This window comes from Nocardioides conyzicola (genome assembly GCF_039543825.1).
GTDB classification, from domain to species: domain Bacteria; phylum Actinomycetota; class Actinomycetes; order Propionibacteriales; family Nocardioidaceae; genus Nocardioides; species Nocardioides conyzicola.
In genome coordinates this window covers 128,984-148,842 of record NZ_BAABKM010000003.1, presented here as the reverse complement: position 1 = coordinate 148,842, position 19,859 = coordinate 128,984, and the positions used below count along the sequence as shown (strand labels likewise).

Annotated in this window: 14 protein-coding genes; 6 read left to right on the top strand and 8 right to left on the bottom strand. The window is 71.6% G+C overall.

Going from position 1 to position 19,859, the window contains the following annotated elements:
- Positions 1–23: 23 nt before the first annotated feature.
- Positions 24–3,905 (bottom strand): Pls/PosA family non-ribosomal peptide synthetase, encoded by a 3,882-nt coding sequence (locus tag ABEA34_RS18555; protein WP_345522972.1) that lies wholly within the window; start codon positions 3,903–3,905, stop codon positions 24–26.
- A gap of 77 nt (positions 3,906–3,982) precedes the next feature.
- On the opposite strand from ABEA34_RS18555, the gene ABEA34_RS18550 reads away from it, so the two are divergent.
- Positions 3,983–5,353: a cation:dicarboxylate symporter family transporter gene (locus tag ABEA34_RS18550; RefSeq protein WP_345522971.1), complete on the top strand. Its 1,371-nt coding sequence runs from the start codon at positions 3,983–3,985 to the stop codon at positions 5,351–5,353.
- 104 nt (positions 5,354–5,457) lie between these two features.
- On the opposite strand, the gene ABEA34_RS18545 is transcribed toward ABEA34_RS18550, so the two are convergent.
- Positions 5,458–7,101, bottom strand: coding sequence for an acyl-CoA dehydrogenase family protein (locus ABEA34_RS18545; protein ID WP_345522970.1), 1,644 nt, complete (start codon positions 7,099–7,101; stop codon positions 5,458–5,460).
- A gap of 17 nt (positions 7,102–7,118) precedes the next feature.
- Between ABEA34_RS18545 and ABEA34_RS18540 the strand changes: the two genes are divergently transcribed.
- From ABEA34_RS18540 to ABEA34_RS18530, 3 genes are all read left to right on the top strand, one after another.
- Positions 7,119–8,099, top strand: coding sequence for a YihY/virulence factor BrkB family protein (locus tag ABEA34_RS18540; protein WP_345522969.1), 981 nt, complete (start codon positions 7,119–7,121; stop codon positions 8,097–8,099).
- Between the two features lie 10 nt (positions 8,100–8,109).
- Positions 8,110–9,216 (top strand): potassium channel family protein, encoded by a 1,107-nt coding sequence (locus ABEA34_RS18535; RefSeq protein ID WP_345522967.1) that lies wholly within the window; start codon positions 8,110–8,112, stop codon positions 9,214–9,216.
- Between the two features lie 76 nt (positions 9,217–9,292).
- Positions 9,293–11,335 carry an ATP-binding protein gene (locus ABEA34_RS18530; protein ID WP_345522965.1) on the top strand — a complete coding sequence of 681 codons (2,043 nt, stop codon included), beginning with the start codon at positions 9,293–9,295 and terminating at the stop codon, positions 11,333–11,335.
- Positions 11,336–11,616: 281 nt separating this feature from the next.
- On the opposite strand, the gene ABEA34_RS18525 is transcribed toward ABEA34_RS18530, so the two are convergent.
- Positions 11,617–11,817, bottom strand: coding sequence for a hypothetical protein (locus tag ABEA34_RS18525; protein WP_345522963.1), 201 nt, complete (start codon positions 11,815–11,817; stop codon positions 11,617–11,619).
- Positions 11,818–11,862: 45 nt separating this feature from the next.
- On the bottom strand, positions 11,863–12,753 hold the full coding sequence (gene ppk2, locus ABEA34_RS18520; protein ID WP_345522961.1) for a polyphosphate kinase 2: 891 nt from the start codon (positions 12,751–12,753) through the stop codon (positions 11,863–11,865).
- A 79-nt stretch (positions 12,754–12,832) separates the two neighbouring features.
- Between ppk2 and ABEA34_RS18515 the strand changes: the two genes are divergently transcribed.
- Positions 12,833–13,180 (top strand): hypothetical protein, encoded by a 348-nt coding sequence (locus ABEA34_RS18515; RefSeq protein ID WP_345522960.1) that lies wholly within the window; start codon positions 12,833–12,835, stop codon positions 13,178–13,180.
- 159 nt (positions 13,181–13,339) lie between these two features.
- Complete coding sequence (locus ABEA34_RS18510) at positions 13,340–17,122, top strand: lamin tail domain-containing protein (protein ID WP_345522959.1); 3,783 nt, start codon at positions 13,340–13,342, stop codon at positions 17,120–17,122.
- Positions 17,123–17,125: 3 nt separating this feature from the next.
- Here the strand turns inward: ABEA34_RS18510 and ABEA34_RS18505 are convergent, their stop codons facing one another.
- Genes ABEA34_RS18505 through ABEA34_RS18490 form a run of 4 tightly spaced genes read right to left on the bottom strand, consistent with a single transcriptional unit; the run spans position 17,126 to position 19,575 of the window.
- Positions 17,126–17,602, bottom strand: a complete 477-nt coding sequence (locus ABEA34_RS18505) for an SRPBCC family protein (RefSeq protein WP_345522958.1) — start codon at positions 17,600–17,602, stop codon at positions 17,126–17,128.
- Between the two features lie 9 nt (positions 17,603–17,611).
- On the bottom strand, positions 17,612–18,133 hold the full coding sequence (locus ABEA34_RS18500) for a mismatch-specific DNA-glycosylase (protein ID WP_345522957.1): 522 nt from the start codon (positions 18,131–18,133) through the stop codon (positions 17,612–17,614).
- A gap of 57 nt (positions 18,134–18,190) precedes the next feature.
- Positions 18,191–19,339 (bottom strand): carboxylate-amine ligase, encoded by a 1,149-nt coding sequence (locus tag ABEA34_RS18495; protein ID WP_345523273.1) that lies wholly within the window; start codon positions 19,337–19,339, stop codon positions 18,191–18,193.
- Positions 19,336–19,575, bottom strand: a complete 240-nt coding sequence (locus tag ABEA34_RS18490; protein WP_345523278.1) for a hypothetical protein — start codon at positions 19,573–19,575, stop codon at positions 19,336–19,338. Before ABEA34_RS18490 ends, ABEA34_RS18495 begins: the two co-directional genes overlap by 4 nt.
- Positions 19,576–19,859 lie beyond the last annotated feature (284 nt).

The window sequence follows — 19,859 nt, the reverse complement described above, 5'->3', positions numbered from 1 at the left end:
TCAGTCCCTGTCATCGTGCCCACTCATTCCTCTTGGCCCTCCCACGGTCCGACCGGGTTCCCGATCCACCGGGTGCGGCTGGGGACACCTTCCCCCCGCATGACGAGCGACGCCGGCCCCACGGTGGCGTGACGGCCGATCGTCGCGGCCGGAAGGATAACGCTGTTGGGCCCCAGGGTCGCACCCGCCTTCAAGACGACCGCATCCATGGCGAGCACCCGGTCGTGGAAGAGGTGGGTCTGGACGACGCAGCCGTGGTTGACGGTGCTGCCGTCGCGCAGCTCGACGAGGTCGGTCTCCGGCAGCCAGTAGGTGTCACACCAGACGCCGTTGCCGATCCGCGCTCCGAGCATGCGCAGCCAGACGTTCAACGCGACGGTGCCCTGGGTGACCGTGGCGAACCACGGCGCGGCGAGGACCTCGGTGAAGGTGTCGGCGAGCTCGTTGCGCCACACGAAGCCGCTCCACAGCGGGTGCTCGGACGGCCGGTGCCGCCCGACGATCGTCCACTTGGCAGCGGCGGTGACGAGCGCGGCGACGATGCCGCCGGCGAGGAGCACGGGGCCACCGAGGACGACGGCCAGCCATGGTGCGGCGTCCAGGAGGGCCAGCAGCACGACGGCGACGGAGGTACCGAGGAGGGCGGCGAGCAGCAGGGGTACGACGCGCGCGGCCTCGACCAGACCGCGGTAGGTCCGCAGGCGGCGAGGCGGGTCGTAGGTGCGGCTGTCGTCCTGGGTGCTGGCCGAGCGGCGCAGCCGGGTGGGCGGGCTGCCGAGCCACGACGAGCCGGCCTTGGCGATCGCCCGGTGCGGAGCCGCGGACAGCACGGCGACCAGCGACGCCTTGGGCACCTTGCGGCCGGCCGCCGCCATGCCGGAGTTGCCGACGAAGGCCCGCTTGCCGATCTTGACGTCCTCGACCCGCACCCAGCCGCCGCCGAGCTCGTAGCAGCCGATCAGGGTGTCGTCGGCGAGGAACGCGTGGTCGTTGACGGTGGCGAACTTCGGCAGCAGCAGCACCGTCGAGGCCTCGACGCCCACGCCGATGCGGGCACCGAGGAGACGCAGCCAGACCGGGGTCAGAGTGCTCGAGTAGAGCGGGAAGAGCCAGGTGCGGGCGTCGTCGAGCACCCGGAACGTGCCCCAGATGCAGAGCCCGGCGCCGGAGCGGACGGGGTGGACGCCGGCCGTCATGCCGCCGGCGAGGGCCCGCACGAGGCCGAGGACCAGCAGCGCGAGGACCACGTACGCGACGACGGTGGCGAGGGGCAGCCACGGCAGGGCCGCCGTGAACGCCCCGCCGAGCGAGTCGGCGTCCCGGACCGGGCCGAGCACGACGAGCAGCCCGGCCAGCGCGGCGATGCCGGGGAACGCGCCGATGAGGGTCGCCAGCGCGCCGTACCCGAGCAGCCAGGCGCGTCCCGGGGGCGGCGCCTGGTCGTGCCAGGGACCGCGGGCGTGCACGGACTGCTGCTCGGCGGGCGATCCCGACCAGTACTCCGCGGCCGGCACCTCCCCGATGACGAGCGACCCGGGAGCGACCTCCGCGTTGGCGCGGACGACGGCGCCGGGCGCCAGCGTGCTGCGCGCGCCGATCCGGGCACCGCGGCCGACCTTGATCGCGCCGAGGTGGAAGACGTCGCCGTCGATCCAGTGGCCGGTCAGGTCGACCTCGGGCTCGATCGCGGCGCCGGGGCCTACCTGCAGGAAGCCGGTGACCGGCGGCAGCGCGTGCAGGTCGGTGCCCTTGCCGACGCGCGCGCCGAGGAGGCGGGCGTACGTCGTGAACCACGGCGCACCCGCGACGCCCGCGGCCGCGAGCTCCTCCTGGATCCGGCCGGCGATCCAGACGCGGAGGTGGACCTTGCCCCCGCGCGGGTAGGCGCCGGGCGTGATGCCGCGCAGCGTCAGCCGCGCGAGGCCGGCGGCGAGCGCCATCCGGCCGGGCGGGACGAGGAAGAACCAGGTGCTGAGGATCAGCGCCCAGACCGGGTACGACGGCAGGTAGTCGACCTGCTGCGACGCGATGGTCGAGCCGAGCGCGAGCCAGCTGAGCCAGCGGGCGGCCGCGAGAGCGCGCAGGCCGACCAGGGCGACGAGCTGACCGGCCTGGGTCTTGCGGGGGATGGGGAAGACCGAGCGGTCGGTGCGCGAGGTAGTGCCACCGAGCTCCTCGAGGGCCACGGAGAGCGACCCGACCCGCGAGTGCGCGTAGAGGTCGCCGACGGCGACCTCGGGGAAGCGCTCGCGCAGCCGGCCGACCACCTGGGCGGCGGTCAGCGAGCCGCCGCCGAAGTCGAAGAAGTCGTCGCGGACCGAGGTGACCTCGGCGCCGAGGACGTCGGCCCAGATCTCGGCGATCCAGGTCTGGGTGTCGGTGAGACCGTCGGGCTCCCGGGCCTTGCCGGCGCCGGGGATCGGCCAGGGCAGGGCGTCCCGGTCGACCTTCCCCGAGGTGCGGGTGGGGAGGTGGTCGACGACGGCCAGGCGCGGCACCAGCGCCGCCGGCATCCGGGCGCGCAGCAGCTCGAGGGCCGCGGCGTCGTCGTACGTCTCATTGACCGTGAGGTAGCCGACCAGGAGCTGGTTGCCGGACTTCGTGGACCGGACGGCCGCGGCGGCCGAGACGACGCCGGGCAGCCGCAGCAGCTGGCCGTCGATCTCGCCGAGCTCGATGCGCCGGCCGCCGAGCTTGATCTGGTCGTCGGCGCGGCCGGCGAACACCAGCCCGGCGGGGTCGTTGCGCACCACGTCGCCGGACCGGTAGGCGCGGTCCCAGCCGAGGCTCGGCATCGCGGCGTACATCTCGGCGTCCTTGACCGGGTCGAGGTAGCGGGCCAGGCCGACCCCGCCGATGATCAGCTCGCCGGTCTCGCCCGCGGCGACCGGCTGCCCGGCAGCGTCCACGACGGCGAGGTCCCAGCCGTCGAGAGGCAGGCCGATCCGGACCGGGTCGGTGCCGTCGAGGACCGTGCCGCACGCGACGACGGTGGCCTCGGTGGGGCCATAGGTGTTCCAGACCTCGCGACCGGGGGACTGGAGGCGGGCGGCGAGCTCGGCGGGGCAGGCCTCGCCGCCCATGATCAGCAGCCGCACCGTCGCCAGGGACTCCGTCGGCCACAGGGCGACCAGGGTCGGCACGGTCGAGACGACGGTGATGTCGTTGGCGACCAGCCAGGGCCCGACGTCGACGCCGGAGCGCACCAGGGAGCGAGGGGCGGGGACCAGGCAGGCGCCGTACGCCCAGGCGAGCCACATCTCCTCGCAGCTGGCGTCGAAGGCGACGGACAGCCCGGCCATCACCCGGTCGTCAGGCCCGATGGGGGCGTCCTGGAGGTACCAGCGCGACTCGGCGTCGACGAACGCGGCGGCGTTGCGGTGCGTGACGGCGACGCCCTTCGGGGTGCCGGTCGATCCGGAGGTGAAGATGATCCAGGCGTCGTCGGACGGCTCGGGGAGGGAGGACTCGACGTCCTCGTCCGGCTGGTCCGGCCGGGCTGCGCGTCGGCTGGTGATCGCCAGGTCGTTGCCGACGACCGCCGCGACGTCGGCCTCGTCGAAGACCGTCCGCGCCCGCTCGTCGGGGTCGTCGGCGTCGACCGGGACGTACGCCGCGCCCGTGAGCAGCGTCGCGACGATGGCGACGTACAGGTCGGTGGTGCCGGACTTCACCCGGATCCCGACCCGGTCGCCGCGGCGTACCCCCGCCTCGCGGAGGCGGGCGCCGAGCTCGCCGGCGGCCTCCTCGAGCTCGAGGTAGGTGAGCACGTCGACGCCGCTGTCGAGCGCGACGGCGTGCGGGTGCTCCTCGGTGGTGGCCGCGAGGATGTCGGCAAGCGTCCGCGGCGCCGGTGCCCGGTCGGAGGCGAGCAGCTCGGGCAGCATCGTGGGAGACCCTGTCACATCGGCGGAGTGTGACGGGTCGGGGTGAACAGCAGGGGTCGCGGTTTGCCCACTGGTCAGTCGGGTACGCGTGACCCATGCCACAAACCGACGCCGTACCGCCGAAGGCGGCCCCCAAGAACCGCACCCACTGGCTCTACCTGGCGGTGATCGCGGCGGTCGTGCTCGGCATCCTCGTGGGCCTGCTGTTCCCGGACTTCGCGGTCAAGCTCAAGCCGTTGGGCGAGGGCTTCGTCGGGCTGATCACGATGATGATCCAGCCGGTGATCTTCTGCACGATCATCCTCGGGGTCGGCTCGGTCGCGAGCGCGGCCAAGGTGGGCAAGGTCGGCCTGCTGGCGCTGGGCTACTTCCTGATCATGTCGACGTTCGCGCTGACGATCGGGCTGGTCGTCGGCAACCTGATCCACCCGGGCTCCGGGTTGGACCTCAACGACGAGGTCTCAGCGGCCGGGGCCGCGCAGGCGGAGGCCGGGCACGGCAGCACGACCGACTTCCTGCTGGGGATCATCCCGGACTCGCTCTTCTCCTCGCTGACCTCCGGTGACGTGCTGCAGACGCTGCTGGTCGCGCTGCTGATCGGGTTCGCGCTCCAGCAGATGGGCTCGACCGCGAAGCCGATCCTCACGGTCGTGCAGTACGCCCAGAAGCTGGTCTTCCGCGTGCTCGCGATGATCATGTGGGCGGCACCGATCGGCGCCTTCGGCGCCATCTCCGCGGTCGTCGGCGAGACCGGCTTCGACGCGCTGAAGAGCCTGGGCCTGCTGATGGTGGCCTTCTACCTGACCTGCGTGCTCTTCGTCTTCGGCGTGCTCGGGACGGTGCTGCGCGTCTTCTCGGGCGTCAACATCTTCCTGCTCTTCAAGTACCTCGCCCGCGAGTTCCTGCTCATCCTCGCGACGTCGTCGTCCGAGTCCGCGCTGCCGCGGCTGATCGCCAAGATGGAGCACGCAGGCGTCGACAAGACGACCGTCGGCATCGTCGTACCGACCGGCTACTCGTTCAACCTCGACGGCACCGCCATCTACCTGACGATGGCCACCCTCTTCATCGCCGAGGCGATGGGCGAACCGCTGCGCCTCGGCGAGCAGATCTCCCTGCTGGTCTTCATGGTCATCGCCTCCAAGGGCGCGGCGGGCGTCACCGGCGCCGGCCTCGCCACCCTCGCCGGCGGCCTGCAGTCGCACCGTCCCGACCTGGTCGACGGCGTCGGCCTGATCGTCGGCATCGACCGCTTCATGTCCGAGGCCCGCGCGCTCACCAACTTCGCCGGCAACTCGATCGCCACGGTGCTGATCGGCAACTGGACCGACGGCCTGGACCGCGAGCGCCTCGACCGCGTGCTCGCCGGGGAGCTGCCCTTCGACGAGCGGACCATGGTCGACGACGATCCCGAGCCCGCTGCCCCCACGGCCGAGCCCGACCCGGAGCCGGTGGGCGCCCGGTAGGACGGCGGGTTTCACCGGGTGGCCGGTGAAACCCGCACGACACGCCGTGTCGCGTCGGCGTGTCGTGCGGGCTTCCCTGGTCAGCCGGTGAAACCCGCAGCCGCTCACACGACCGGCGTCGCCCGCTCCACGATCGCCCGCAGGTCGCCGCCGTGGAGCGTGCCGAAGACGCCGTCGTACGACGTGCCGAGGCGGGACGCGCAGAAGACGTCGGCCACCTCGGGGGGAGCGAAGCGCACGAGCAGGGAGCCCTGCAGGCACAGGGCCATGCGTACGGCGAGCCGCCGGGCGTTGACCTCCATCGACGACGGGTCACCCATCAGCGAGCCGAGCAGGGCGAGCGTGTCCTCGACGGCCCGGTCGAGGCGGGCGTCGCCGCCGCGGGCCCGGCCGACCTCGGTGATCCACGCGTCGAGCACCTCGGGCTCGCGGCCGAGCGCGCGCAGCACGTCGAGCGCGTTGACGTTGCCCGAGCCCTCCCACACGGAGTTGAGCGGCGCCTCGCGGTAGAGCAGCGGCAGGCCGGACTCCTCGACGTACCCGTTGCCGCCCAGGCACTCGAGCGCCTCCGCCACGGCCGCCGGGGTGCGCTTGCAGACCCAGAACTTCGACAGCGGCAGCGCGATCCGCCGCAGCGCCGCCTCGTGCGGGTCCGCCAGGTTGTCCACCGCTGCCGCGAGCCGGACGGCCAGCGCCGTGGCGGCCTCGGCCTCGACGGCGAGGTCGGCGAGCACGTTCTGCATCAGCGGCTTCTCGCTGAGCAGCGAGCCGAACGCCGAGCGGTGCGACGCGTGCCAGGTCGCCTCGTTGACCGCTCGTCGGATCAGCGAGGTCGAGCCGAGCACGCAGTCGAGCCGGGTCGCGGCGACCATCTCGATGATGGTGCGGACCCCGCGGCCCTCGTCGCCGAGCCGGTAGGCGACCGTGCCGTCGAACTCCAGCTCCGACGAGGCGTTGGACCGGTTGCCCAGCTTGTCCTTCAGGCGGACGACGTCGATGCGGTTGCGCGTGCCGTCCGCGAGCACCCGCGGCAGCACGAAGCAGGTCACCCCGCCCTCGGCCTGCGCCAGCACCAGGAACATGTCGTTCATCGGCGCCGAGGTGAACCACTTGTGGCCGTGCAGGGTGTACTCGCCCTCCACCGACGTACGGCGCGCCTCCGTGACGTTGGCGCGGACGTCGGAGCCGCCCTGCTTCTCGGTCATCCCCATGCCGGCGAGCGCGCCGAGCTTGGAGCCGGGGGCGCGCAGGCCTGGGTCGTAGGTGAGCGACGCGAGCAGCGGCGTCCACTCCTTCGCCAGCGCGTCGTCGGCGCGCAGGGCCGGCACGGCGGCGTACGTCATCGAGATCGGGCAGCCGTGCCCCGGCTCGGTGTGTGACCAGGCCATGAAGCCCGCGGCCCGGCGTACGTGCGCGTGCGGCGAGTCCGACTCCCACGGCGCCGCGGCGAGCCCGTGACCGACCGCGCGCTCCATCAGCCAGTGCCACGACGGGTGGAACTCGACCTCGTCGATCCGGTTCCCGTAGCGGTCGTACGGCGTGAGCCGCGGGTGGTGCTCGTTGGCCAGCATCCCGTGCTCGCGGGCCTCTGCCGTCCCGGCCATCGCGCCGATCGGGGCGAGGTCGTCCACCACCTCGGCCGAGCCGTGGCGGGTGACGGCCTCCACCAGGGCCGCGTCCGCCGTGACGATGTTGTGACCAACGAGGAGCGGGGCCTGGTTCGTGGCTACCCGGATGTCGGAACTCATGTGTCTACGGTAGATCCATGTCCGGGGCGGAGCGTGCTGAGAGTCGGCCGAGCGCCGAGCCCGGCGCCCTGGCCGCCCGCCTGCGGCGGGCCCGGAGCCTGATCTGGCGGCTCGTGGTCGCCACCGTCGGCTCGTGCATGCGCTACCGGGTGACCGGGCTGGCGGCCGAGGCGGCGTTCTTCGCCGTGCTCTCCGTGCCGCCGCTGATCTTCGCGATGGCGGGCGCGATCGGCTTCGTCACCGACCGGTTCAGCCCCGAGCAGGTCGAGAACGTGCGCCAGGCGGTGCTCGACCTCTCCGAGCAGGCCCTGACCCAGGGCGCGGTCAACAAGATCATCGCGCCGACCATCGACGACGTGCTCCGGGGCGGCCGCTTCGACGTGATCTCGCTCGGCTTCGTGCTCGCCCTGTGGTCCGGCTCGCGCGCCCTGCACGTCTTCGTCGACACCATCACGATCATGCACGGGCTCGGCGGGCACCGGGGGATCGTGAAGACCCGGGCGCTGTCGTTCGGGCTCTACCTGCTCGCGATGGTGCTGGGCGTCTTCATGGTCCCGCTCGTCGTCGCCGGGCCGGGACTCGTGGCGGAGTGGCTGCCGCCCCGGCTGGACTTCCTGATCCACTTCTACTGGCCGGTCGTCGTGGTGATCAGCATCTGCTTCCTCGCGACGCTCTACCACGTGTCGGTGCCGGTGCGGACCAACTGGAGCTTCAACCTCCCGGGCGCGACGTTCGCCCTCATCGGCTGGGTGGTGGGGTCGTCCCTGCTGCGCTGGTTCCTGACCGCCACGTCCGCCGACTCGGGCTCGATCTACGGCCCGCTGGCGGCGCCCATCGCCGTCCTGCTCTGGCTCTACCTGGTCTCGATCGCGGTGCTGATCGGCGCCGCCGTCAACGCGGCGTTCGACACGGTCTTCCCGCAGAGCTCGACCATGCTCGCGAGATCCGAGCTCGTGCAGCGGTTGCGTCGCATCGGTTCGCGGCAGGAGACCGACTAGATTCACGTCCGTGGCCGACGACTCCAGCGAAATCGGGCAGGGCACGGGCCGCAGCGTCGGCCTGATCTCGCTCCCGGACCCGGTGCGCTCCCCGTGGTGGGAGCTCGGTCGGCGTCTGCTGCTGGCGTTCGCGATCCTCTTCGGCACCGTGCTGATCGTCTACCTCGACCGCGGCGCCTACCGCGACGGCAACGACCCGCCCGGCTACGGCGTCAACCTGGTCGACTCGATCTACTACACGACCGTCACGCTCAGCACGACCGGGTACGGCGACATCGCGCCGGTCGCGCCGCACGCCCGCCTGATCAATGCGTTCGTGATCACCCCGCTCCGCATCGCCTTCCTGGTGCTGTTGATCGGGACCACCCTCGAGGTGCTCGCCTCGCAGGGCCGCAGGATGTTCCGCATCGCCCGTTGGAGGAAGCGCATGGCAGCCCACGTGGTGGTGATCGGCTACGGCACCAAGGGCCGAGCGGCCGTCGACACGATCGTCAACAACGGTCTGAGCCGGGAGTCGATCGTGGTGGTCGACCCGGGCGCCGAGGCGCTCCAGGAGGCGCACGCCGACGGTCTCGCGGTCGTCACCGGCGACGCCACCCGGCGCGACGTGCTGCGCCGCGCCGGCGTCGGCGAGGCCGACCAGGTCATCATCACGACCAACCGCGACGACTCCAACGTGCTGGCGACGCTGACCGTGCGCCAGCTCAACCCGGAGGTCTGGATCGTCGCCGCCTGCCGCGAGCAGGAGAACGTCGCCCTGATGCGCCAGTCCGGCGCCAACTCGGTCATCACGTCCTCGGACGCCGTCGGCCGGCTCCTCGGCCTGTCCTCGCTCTCGCCCACGCTCGGCCAGGTGATGGAGGACCTGCTGACGTACGGCGAGGGCCTCGAGGTCGCCGAGCGGGACCTGATCGTGTCCGAGGTCGGCAAGCAGCCCCAGCAGCTCCCCGACCAGGTGATCGCGGTCGTGCGCGACGAGAAGGTCTACCGCTACTTCGACCCGGTGGTCACCCAGCTGGCCCGCGGCGACCGGCTGATCGTCGTACGGCCGGCGCGTGAGCTGCCCTGGGCGCCCCGCCCGGGGACGCACGACGAGGAGCTGGCGACCGACGAGTGACAACACCCGTCTGGAGCGGTCGTCCGTCAATCGCCGCTTCCCCCCATTCGGCGGCGCCGACGGCTAGCCTGCAGGCGTGGGTGGGGGCCCGGTGAGCGGCGCCATGCCGCACGTTCAGACGAGGTCGAGCGCAAGCGCCGGTCTCGGCTTCAGCATCCTCTTCGCCGTCGCCTTCGTCGCGTCGTCGTTCCTCACCCGGCGGGTCGAGATGGCGGGCGCCGGCTTCACCGAGCTCTGGCCCGCCGGTGGGCTGCCGATCGTCTGGCTGCTCGTCCGCAACAGCCGCTTCGTCGGGATCGACACCCTGCTGCTCCTCGCGGCGGCCTTCACGGCCAACCTGAACACCGGCTCCGAGGCCGAGATCGCGGCCGTCTTCGCGGTCGCCAACGTGGTCCAGAGCTGGCTGGCCGTGCTGCTCCTGCGCCGGTGGTGCCCGGACGTCTGGCACTGCGGCGGCGACCGCGCGCTCGACAGCCCGAAGGTCGTCGCCCGCTTCGGCGCCGCCCTGATCCTCGCCATCGGCATCGGTACGGCGCTGGCGAGCATCGGCGCGGTGCTGCTGCCGGCGACCGGCTACGACAGCTTCGACGCAACGGCGAGCGGCCTGTGGTTCGGCCGCAACCTCGGCAGCGCGCTGATCGTCGTCGCACTCGGCATCATGATCGGCCAGCGAGTCACGGCGCCGCGCCCCAGGCCGCGCCTGCGCGGCGAGGACGCCGGACCAGCGGAGCTGCTCGCCGCGACGGTCTTCACGGTCTTCGCCTACGGCCTGGCCTTCAGCTTCGACGAGCTGCCGCTCGCGTTCCCGCTGCTCGCCGCGACGGTCTGGTTCGGTGCCCGCTTCTCGACCCTGCTGAGCGCGGCCCACTCGTTCGTGGTCGGGATCGTCACGATGATGCTCACGCTGCGCGGCATCGGGCCGTTCGCGCACGTCGAGCACGCCGACGTCGGCTTCATGATCGCGCAGTTCTACATCGCGACGATCGCCGTCACCGGTCTCGCGATCGCCACCGGCCGCGACGAGCGCCAGGCCCTCGCCGACGACCTGCGCCGCGCGCAGGAGGAGACGGCGTACCAGGGCAGCGTCCGCGCTGCGGTGATCGGCTCGATGACCGAGGGGGTCCTGGTCGTCGACGAGCACGGCGACCTGTTGATGCACAACGAGGCCGCGGCCAGGGTGCTCGGGCTGGGCGACCAGCTCACGAGGCAGACCAGGTTCGCCCTCAGCAGCTGGACGGTCGACGGTGTCGAGATGACGGCCTACGAGCGTCCGTCGGCCCGGGCGCTGCGGGGCGAGCGCGTCGACGGCGAGCTGATGGTCGTCAAGGTCGTCGACGTCGGTGACCGCGTCCTGACCGTCTCCGCGATCCCGCTGCCGCGGGACGAGGTCAACGGCCGGAGCCGGGCCATGGTGCTGATGCGGGACACCACCCACGAGCACGCCAACCGCCAGGAGCTGGCCGCATTCGCCGGCGTCGTCGCCCACGACCTGCGCAACCCGCTGGCCGCGATCGACGGCTGGACGGAGATGATCGCCGACGAGCTCGGCGCCGGCTCCCTCGACGCCCAGATGACCCAGGAGTTCGTGTCCCGCGTGCGCTCGTCGTCGCGCCGGATGCGCGAGCTCATCCGCGACCTGCTGGCCCACGCGACCAGCAGCGCCCGCGACCTCGACGTCAGTCGGATCGACGTGACCGCGATGGTCAACGAGATCGCTGTGGGCCGGGCGGCGACCGGGTTCGTGAGCGCCACGTCGATCCCGCTGGTGCTCGGCGACCCGGTGCTCGTCCGTCAGGTGCTCGACAACCTGATCGGCAACGCGCTGAAGTACGTCGCGCCAGGGGAGGAGCCCAAGGTCGTCGTGTGCGGTGAGCGCACCGACGCCCGCCTGGTCACCATCGAGGTCCTCGACGACGGGATCGGCATCCCGGAGGAGGACCGCGCGCGTGTCTTCGACGAGTTCCACCGGGCCCACTACCGCGAGTACGAGGGCAGCGGACTCGGCCTGTCGATCGTGCGTCGCATCGTGAACCGTCACGGCGGCAGCATCGAGGCGCACCCCAACCCCGCGGGGCGGGGTTCGGCGTTCCGGTTCACGCTCCCGGCGTACGACGCCTGACCAGGCGGTTCTCATCCCCTGGGGTGAGCCGCGAGAGGTACGTCGTCGCGCATCCTGTTCAGGCCCCGGCGGCGTGCACATCGGTCTCGAATCTCGGGGATTGCGAGACAGGAGTGCCACCGCCGGGTGTCCATTCCCGGGGAAATCTCAGCGGCGGCGCGTGTAGTAGATCGCCAGCACGATGACGACGACCCCGATGAGCACCACGAGGGTCTGCGCCGGGCTGAGCCCGAGCAGGAAGTGACCGCCACCGGGCGGTCGGCGGATGCGGGCGGTGTGGATCAGGCGGCTTCCCGTGCCAGCCCGGGGAGGACGTGGTGCGCGGTGTTGCAGCCGTGCTCGCACGATCCGTGGGTCGGCATCCAGACGGCGACCTGGGTGGGGTCGGCCGGGTCGGCCAGGCCTTCGTAGGTCACGACCATCGAGCGGCGCCCGCAGGCGGGGCATCGGGTGACCTCGCAGCTGAGGTGTTGGGCGTCCATGTCGGTCGGATACCCCGTCCAGACCACCTCGACACCTCCGAGACGTCAGTCCTCGATCGCGTCGATGCCGCGCTGCACGATCAGCGGGTCGGGCTCGCCGACCACGCCCTGGTCCTTCCCGTCGTACTCGAAGCGCGACAGGAAGTGGCGCATCGCGTTGATCCGGGCCCGCTTCTTGTCGTTGCTCCGGATCGTCGTCCAGGGAGCCCACTCCGTGTCCGTACGCCGGATCATCGCCTCCTTGGCGGCCGTGTAGTCGTCCCACTTGTCCAACGACTCCAGGTCGATGGGGGAGAGCTTCCACTGCCGCACCGGGTCGACCTGACGGATGATGAAGCGGGTCCGCTGCTCGGACTGGGTGACCGAGAACCAGAACTTGGTCAGCGAGATCCCGCTGTCGACGAGCATCCGCTCGAACAGCGGCGTCTGCGCCATGAACTGCTCGTAGTCCGGTGCCGACGTGAAGCCCATCACCCGCTCGACGCCGGCGCGGTTGTACCAGGACCGGTCGAACAGGACCATCTCGCCGGCGGTCGGCAGGTGCTTGACGTAGCGCTGGTAGTACCACTGGCTCTGCTCGCGGTCGCTGGGCTTGGTGAGCGCGACGGTCCGGGCGTAGCGCGGGTTGAGGTGCTCGGTGAACCTCTTGATCGTGCCGCCCTTGCCGGCGGCGTCGCGGCCCTCGAAGAGGAGGACGTGCTTCGTCTCGGTCTCGGCGGCCCAGTTCTGGAACTTGAGGAGCTCGACCTGGAGGAGGTACTTCGCCTCGTCGTACTCCTCGCGGGGCATGCGCTCGTCGTACGGGTAGCCCTCCCGCCAGGTGTCCACCGCCCGGCCCTCGGGGTCGATCAGCACCGGGTCGTCGTCGTGGTCGTCGCCGATCGTGTGACCGTCGATGTGGAGCCGGTCGATGTACTCCCTGAAGTCGCGCAGCATGCGCGGACCCTAGCGTTGCCGTCTGAACGCGGGGTGACCTCGGACGAGGCTGTTCATCTCCGTGTGCTCCACTTCCGTCGTGGCTGTCACGCATCTCTCCGGCTCCAACGGACGCATCGAGTTCACCCTCGACGGGTTGACCTTCCGGCGCACCCGCTCGGCGGCCGCGGCGCGCGGTGTCGGCCGGCTGCACCAGGTCGGCTGGTCGGCCATCGACCGGGCCACGGTCACCTCCTCCGCGACCGGCAAGCCCGTCCTCGAGATCCAGGTCGTCGGGGCCGCGCCCGTGGAGCGCCGCAAGCACGACCCCCACGCGCTCAAGCTCAAGCGTGGGATGGGCGACGAGGCGCGCGGGTTCGCCGACCTGGTCAACCACGAGGTGGCGACCCGTCGGCGCTGGCAGTCCGCCGCCGCGGTCGACGCTTAACCCGCCGTACGTCGACCCGACCGCCGCCGGCCCCTGGTCGTTGGTGGGGGATTGGTGATGAGTTCACCGACGGTTCGCCCGGCTTCGACAGCGTGACGCGTGCTCGCGTGACCACCACCTGCCGGCTCGGGCCGCACCTGACATCGTCGAGGACCCCTCTTGCGTTCGCCCCTTCGCGGCCTGGTCGCCGCCACGTGTTCAGCCGTCGTCGTCGTCTCCCTCCCGATCCTGGCGGTGCTCGCGACCCCGGTCGCTGCCGACGCCGCCGTGCCCGGTGCCGGCGTCGTCCTCAACGAGGTGAAGTCCAACCCCAACCCGGACTTCGTGGAGCTGCTGAACACCTCCAGCTCGCCCGTGGACATCACCGGGTGGAAGGCGGTCGACGACGACCCGTCGCACACGCCGCTGGTGATCACGACGGCGACCACGGTGCTCGCTCCGGGGGAGTTCTTCACGTTCAACCCCAACGACGCGACGGCGTACCCGTCGGGGTCGTTCGGTCTCGGCTCCAACGACCAGATCACGATCTTCCTCCCTGACGGGACGACCGTGGTCGACGCCTTCAACTGGGAGGGCATCGGCGCCCCGGGCAACCACGCGGACCCGTCGTACGGCCGTTGCCCGGGCTACGCCACGCTGCAGCTCAACCTGGCAGCGACGCCCGGCGCGGCCAACAGCTGCCCGCCGCCGGGCGGCGGCGTCGTCCTCAACGAGGTGAAGTCCAACCCCAACCCGGACTTCGTAGAGCTGCTCAACACGTCCAGCAAGTCCGTGGACATCACCGGGTGGAAGGCGGTCGACGACGACCCGTCGCACACGCCGCTGGTGATCACGACGGCGACCACGGTGCTCGCCCCGGGCGGCTACTTCACGTTCAACCCCAACGACACGACGGCGTACCCGTCGGGGTCGTTCGGGCTCGGCTCCAACGACCAGATCACGATCTTCCTCCCTGACGGGACGACCGTCGTCGACGGTTTCAACTGGGAGGGCATCGGTGCCCCGGGCAACCACGCGGACCCGTCGTACGGCCGCTGCGCCAACGGGACCGGCACCATGGTGCTCAACCTCGCCGCCACCCCGGGAGCAGCCAACAGCTGCCCGGTCGTCGCTCCCCCCGAGGCCATCAAGATCAACGAGGTCGAGTCCAACGGCGACCCGGTCGCGGACTGGGTCGAGCTGACCAACACGGGCGGCACCGCGGTCGATGTCTCCGGCTGGCAGCTCCGCGACGGCGGCGAGAGCAACCCGGCTGTCACGATCCCCAGCGGCACCACGATCGCGCCCGGTGGCTTCTACGCGATCTACACCGAGATCCCCGGCCCGGGCTTCGGGCTGGGTGTCGACGACCAGGTCACTCTGTACAAGACCGACGGCACCGCCGCCGTCGACAGCTACTCGTGGGGGCCGCACGCTGCCACGACGTACGGCCGCTGCCCCGACGGGACCGGCGACTTCCGCGTCACCACGGTCTCGACGCGCGGGGGTCCGAACGCCTGCAGCCCGATCCGGGTCAACGAGGTCGTCACCTCCGGTACGCCGGACCAGGTGGAGCTCGTCAACATCTCCGGTGAGCCGATCGACGTCGCCGGCTGGGTCGTCAAGGACAGCACCGACGCCAGCCCGACCACGCTGCCGTCCCCGAGCGTCGTCCCCGCGCACGGCTACCTCGTCGTCACGCCGAACGCCACGCTCGACGCCGCCGACTCGGTGCGGCTCTTCGACACCACCAGTGCCCTGATCGACTCGGCGACCTGGACGACCGCCCCGACCCCGAGCCTCGGCCGCTGCGCCGACGGTGTGGGCGCGTTCAAGCAGACCGAGTCCGTCACGATCGGTGCCGCGAACGCGTGCCCGGGTCTGACCACCGAGCCCTGGCCGGGATCGCCGACGGTCGCCGTCTCCGACGACGCCGCGACGTTCAACCAGGACGCCAGCGGCCTGGCCTTCGACCCGGCCGACGCCGGCACGCTCTGGGTCGCCCAGAACAAGCTCGGCACGCTCTGGAAGATGACCAAGAGCGGCAGCACCTGGGTGCCGGCAGCCGGCTGGAGCAAGACCCCCAAGTACCACGACGGCACGGGCGCGCCCGACAGCGAGGGGATCACGGTCGGGCCTGACGGTGCGGTCTACCTCGCCACCGAGCGTGACAACTCAAACAGCGGTGTCAGCAAGATGGCCGTGCTCCGCTACGACGCCAACGGCGCCACCGGCTCGACGCTGAACGCCACCGACGAGTGGAACCTCAACTCGCTGCTCCCGTCCGTGGGAGCCAACCTCGGCCTCGAGGGCATCACCTGGATCCCGGACAGCTTCCTGGTCGGCGGCGGCTTCGTCGACGAGAGCACCAGTGCGGCGTACGACCCCGCGCACTACCCCGCACACGGCACCGGCCTGTACGCCGTCGCCGTCGAGGGCACCGGGATGGTGTACGTCCTGGCGCTCGACCAGACCGATGCGGTGCAGGAGACCGCTCACGTCGTCGCGACCGTCGACCCGCGGCTGCTGACGAACGCCGGGCCGCCGAGCGTGATGGACGTGTCGTACGACGCCGAGCAGAAGCGTCTCTGGGCCATCTGCGACGACAGCTGCAACGGCACGAGCGTGCTGCTCGAGCTGAGTGGCGGAAAGTTCGTCGTCGACCACGCCTATGAGCGGCCCGCCGGCATGCCGAACCTCAACAACGAGGGCTTCGCGGTCGCCCCGCAGTCCACCTGCGTGGCCGGCAAGAAGGAGGTCGTCTGGTCCGACGACGGCGACACGGACGGCCACTCGCTGCGCTCGGGGACGTTCCCGTGCGACAAGTTCGACGCCACGGTCGCGGCCGCGGACGCCACGGTCGCCTACGGCAAGGCGCTGTCGGTGCCGGTCGACGTGACCGCGGACGGCACCACGCCGACCGGCTCGGTGTCCATCAAGGACGGCGACACCGTCCTCGGCTCGGCCACGCTGACCGCGGGCCACGCGAGCGTCTCGGTCCCGGCGGGCTCGCTGCAGCCGGGCACGCACACCCTGACGGTCGCGTACGCCGGCGACGACCACGTCGCCACCGGCACGGACAGCATCCAGCTGACCGTGACCAAGGCCGTCGGCTCGGTCGCGGCCGCCGACACCTCGGTGGTCTACGGCCAGGCCGTCTCGCTCCCGGTCACGGTCACCGCGGACGGCGTCACGCCGACCGGCTCGGTGTCCGTGAAGGACGGCGACACCGTCCTCGGCTCGGCACCGCTGGCCTCCGGCCAGGCCAGCGTCACGGTCCCGGCGAGCTCGCTGCAGCCCGGCACCCACGCGCTCACGCTGGCGTACGCCGGTGACGACCACGTCGCCACGGCCACGGACGCCGTCACCCTGACGGTGGCCAAGGCCGCGGGCACGGTCACCGCCACCGGCGGCTCGGTCGTCTACGGCAAGACCACCTCGGTCCCCGTGACGGTCACCGCCACCGGCTCCGCGCCGACCGGCACCGTCACGGTCTCGTCCGGTGGCAAGGTCCTCGGCAGTGCCGGCCTGACCGGGGGAGCGGCCACGGTCGCGATCCCGGCGAAGGCGCTCGCTCCGGGCAGCCACACCCTGTCCGTCAGCTACAGCGGCAGCGCGACGGTCGCGGCGGCGGAGACCACCGCCACCCTGAGCGTGGCCAGGGCGAAGGCGGCCATCGCCAAGCCCTCCGTCACGCCCAAGAAGGTGATCGTCAAGAAGACCAAGGCGACCGTCACGATCAAGGTCACCGCGTCCGGCGTCACGCCCACGGGCAAGGTCACCCTCTCGGGTGGCGGCCTCGCCAAGCGGACCGTCACCCTCGGCGCCGGCGGCAAGGTCGTGGTCAAGCTCGCGGTCTTCAGGACCAAGGGCACCAAGACCCTGACGGTGACCTACGCCGGCAACACGTACGTCGCGGGCGCGACCACGAAGGTCACGATCAAGGTCGTGCCCAAGAAGTAGCGGCTACGCCACTTCCTCGGCGTCCAGGTGGGCGAGCAGTCCCTTCGAGAACCGCTCGCCCATCTGGTCGACCACCTTGCCCATCGCCGCCTTCACCGCGCGGGACGACGCCTTGGGGAGCGGCAGGTCGAGCGTGATCTCGAGCGAGGTCACCAGCCGCGTGCCCTCGTCGACCTCGGTCAGCTCGTACCAGCCCTCCACGCCGGACCGCTCCGTCTCTCCGTCCGGCGGGTCGTGCCGGAAGTCGATCCGCTCCGGCTCGTCGTACGTCATCAGCTCGGTGAACGCCGGCTCCACCCCGACCCCGAGCACCTTCAGCCCGCTCAGCTCCCACCGCCAGTGGTCGCCCTCCGCGGTGATACGGCGCACGAACGGCGTCAGCTCGGCGATCAGCGCCGGATCGGTCAGCGCGGCCCAGATCTCGGCGCGCGATGCGGTCACGACGGCCTCGGCCTTGGTGTCTGCGGAGAAGCGGGTCATGCGCTCTCCTTACCCGGCCGGCGCCTCGTCGAAGCCGGTGCCGGCCAGCGCCGCGAGATCGCGCCACCAGGAGAGCCGGTTGGGGCGGCCGTCGTAGTCCTTGCGCTGGTTGGCGCCGCTCACGCCGGGGAGGACGAAGACCTGCGCGGGGCCGAGGTACCAGTCGACCGGCCCGAGGCCGGGACGGCGTACGCCGAGCGCCCGGGCGGCCTCGTGGGCGACCGTCTTGCTGGTGAACGCCAGCCACTCCGGCCGCCACCGCTCGAGCTTCGCGACCAGCTCGTCGATCTCGACCCACCGCGGGTCCCAGTGGCCCACGAGATCGGTCAGACCGAGGCCCAGGTCCGCGACGACCGCCTCCTCGTCCGGGCGCAGCCGCCGCGGGGACAGGCCGCTGAGGTGCATCGACTCCCAGAAGCTGTTGCCGGGGCTGTCGTAGTGGTGGTCGCGCAGCTTGGTGCTCTCCGCTCCCGCGAGCCCGCAGAAGACGACGACGGGCTCGGGGGCGACGATGTCAGGCAGGACCTCCACTCGGCCACCTTCTCAGCGCGCTCAAGTCCCTGTCGCACGACGATCGCCCTCGGTGCGTCATGAGGTCGCGACTGTCCTCATCCGCAGGTCGGCGACGATGTCCATCATCTGCGCTCTGGGGCTCGCGAGCGCCTGCCGTTGGCGGCTTGCGCCGTGTCCTCGCTCCACCAGGGCCGCCAGTCCGCGAGCAACGGATGAGGCGTCACCCGTGGCTGCCAGCGGTTCGGCGAGCAGGTCTGCCATCTGCCGGAGCAGGTGACCGGCACCCGTGAGGTCGCGAGTCAGCGGCGAGACGAGCGTGCCGCGCAGACCGAACCGGCTCGCACGCCACGCGGCGGCACGCAGCTCGTCGACACGCCATTCCTCCGCCGGCATCCCATCTCGCCACTGGTCGGCCAGGTGGGTGACGAGCGCCCGCGCCAGGGCCGCGACGAGCATGGCGTCGTCGAGGTCGGTGCAGACGTCCGGGGCGCGGAACTCCACCGTCGGATAGCGGTGCGACAGCCGAACGTCGAGGTTCACCATCCCGACGTCGAGTGCGGCGCCTCGGCTGACCATCTCGCCCACCACCTTCTGATACGCGGCGGCGCTGCCGAACGGCTCGGCGGGACCGGAGGTCGGCCACATGTTCCACTGGCGCGAGCGCCAGCTCTCGTACCCGCTGTCGTGCCCGTGCCAGTACGGCGAGTTGGCGCTGATCGCGAGCAGCACCGGGATCCAGGGGCGCACGCGGTCGATCACGGCTACGCCCTCCTCATCGTCCGTCACGTCGACGTGCACGTGCAGGGCGCACATGAGCGATCGGCGGGCGACATCGCCGTAGTGCTGCTCGATGGCCGCGTAGCGGTCCCCGGGCGAGAGATCCGGTCCCGAGCCGTCGCCGGCCAGGACGGGCCCCGGGACCGCTAGTGGTGCGACGCCGTAGGCGGCCCCCACGTGGGCCAGGCGCGTTCGTGCGGCCTGCAGCTCGTCCCGGATCGCGCTCAACGCGGTGTGCGGGCTGCTCGTGACCTCCACCTGCGAGCTGAAGAACTCGTGCTTGACCTCGACGGCACCTCCGGGCCCCGGACCGAACGCGGCGATCAGCTCGCCCGCCACGGGACGTAGTTGCCCCGTGACCGTGTCGACCAGCAGCAGCTCCTCCTCGACACCGACCTGACGAACCGTCGCACCGACTCCCTGCCCACGGGGGGCTGTCGTCGTCAGCGGTCCTCCGGCTGGTGCGGTTCCGAGAGCGGGCGGTCGAGCGGCGGGTCCTCGTACTGACGGCGTTCGGCCTCGTCGAAGTCGGGCTGGTCCGGCCGGTTGAGCTGCTGGTCGGGCTCGACGTCCAGGCGATCGGCGGCATCCGCGACCGACAGCTCCTCCTCCTCGGGGACGCCGTCCACCTCGATCGGACGTTCTTCCTGTGCCGGTTGGTGCGTGTGCTCCTGATCTCCCATGACGCGTCGGTACCCGTCGCGGCGTGGCGCATTCGGAGCGGCCACCCGCCGCCTGCCCCACGGTCTCTTCGCCGGCGATCTCGGCGGCCGGGCCCGTCCTCGGCCGTCTCGGGAGGTCCTCCGGTGGTGGCGGGCCGCTCAGCGCTGGGAGCTCCACGCCCCAGGACTACACGTCAGGTACGACCGCTTCCACGACGAGCTCGGAGCTCGTGATCGAGGTGGCGACCTTCGTGGCGCCAGAGTCGCACGGACGCAGAAAACCCCTGATCTGCGTCTCCGCAGGT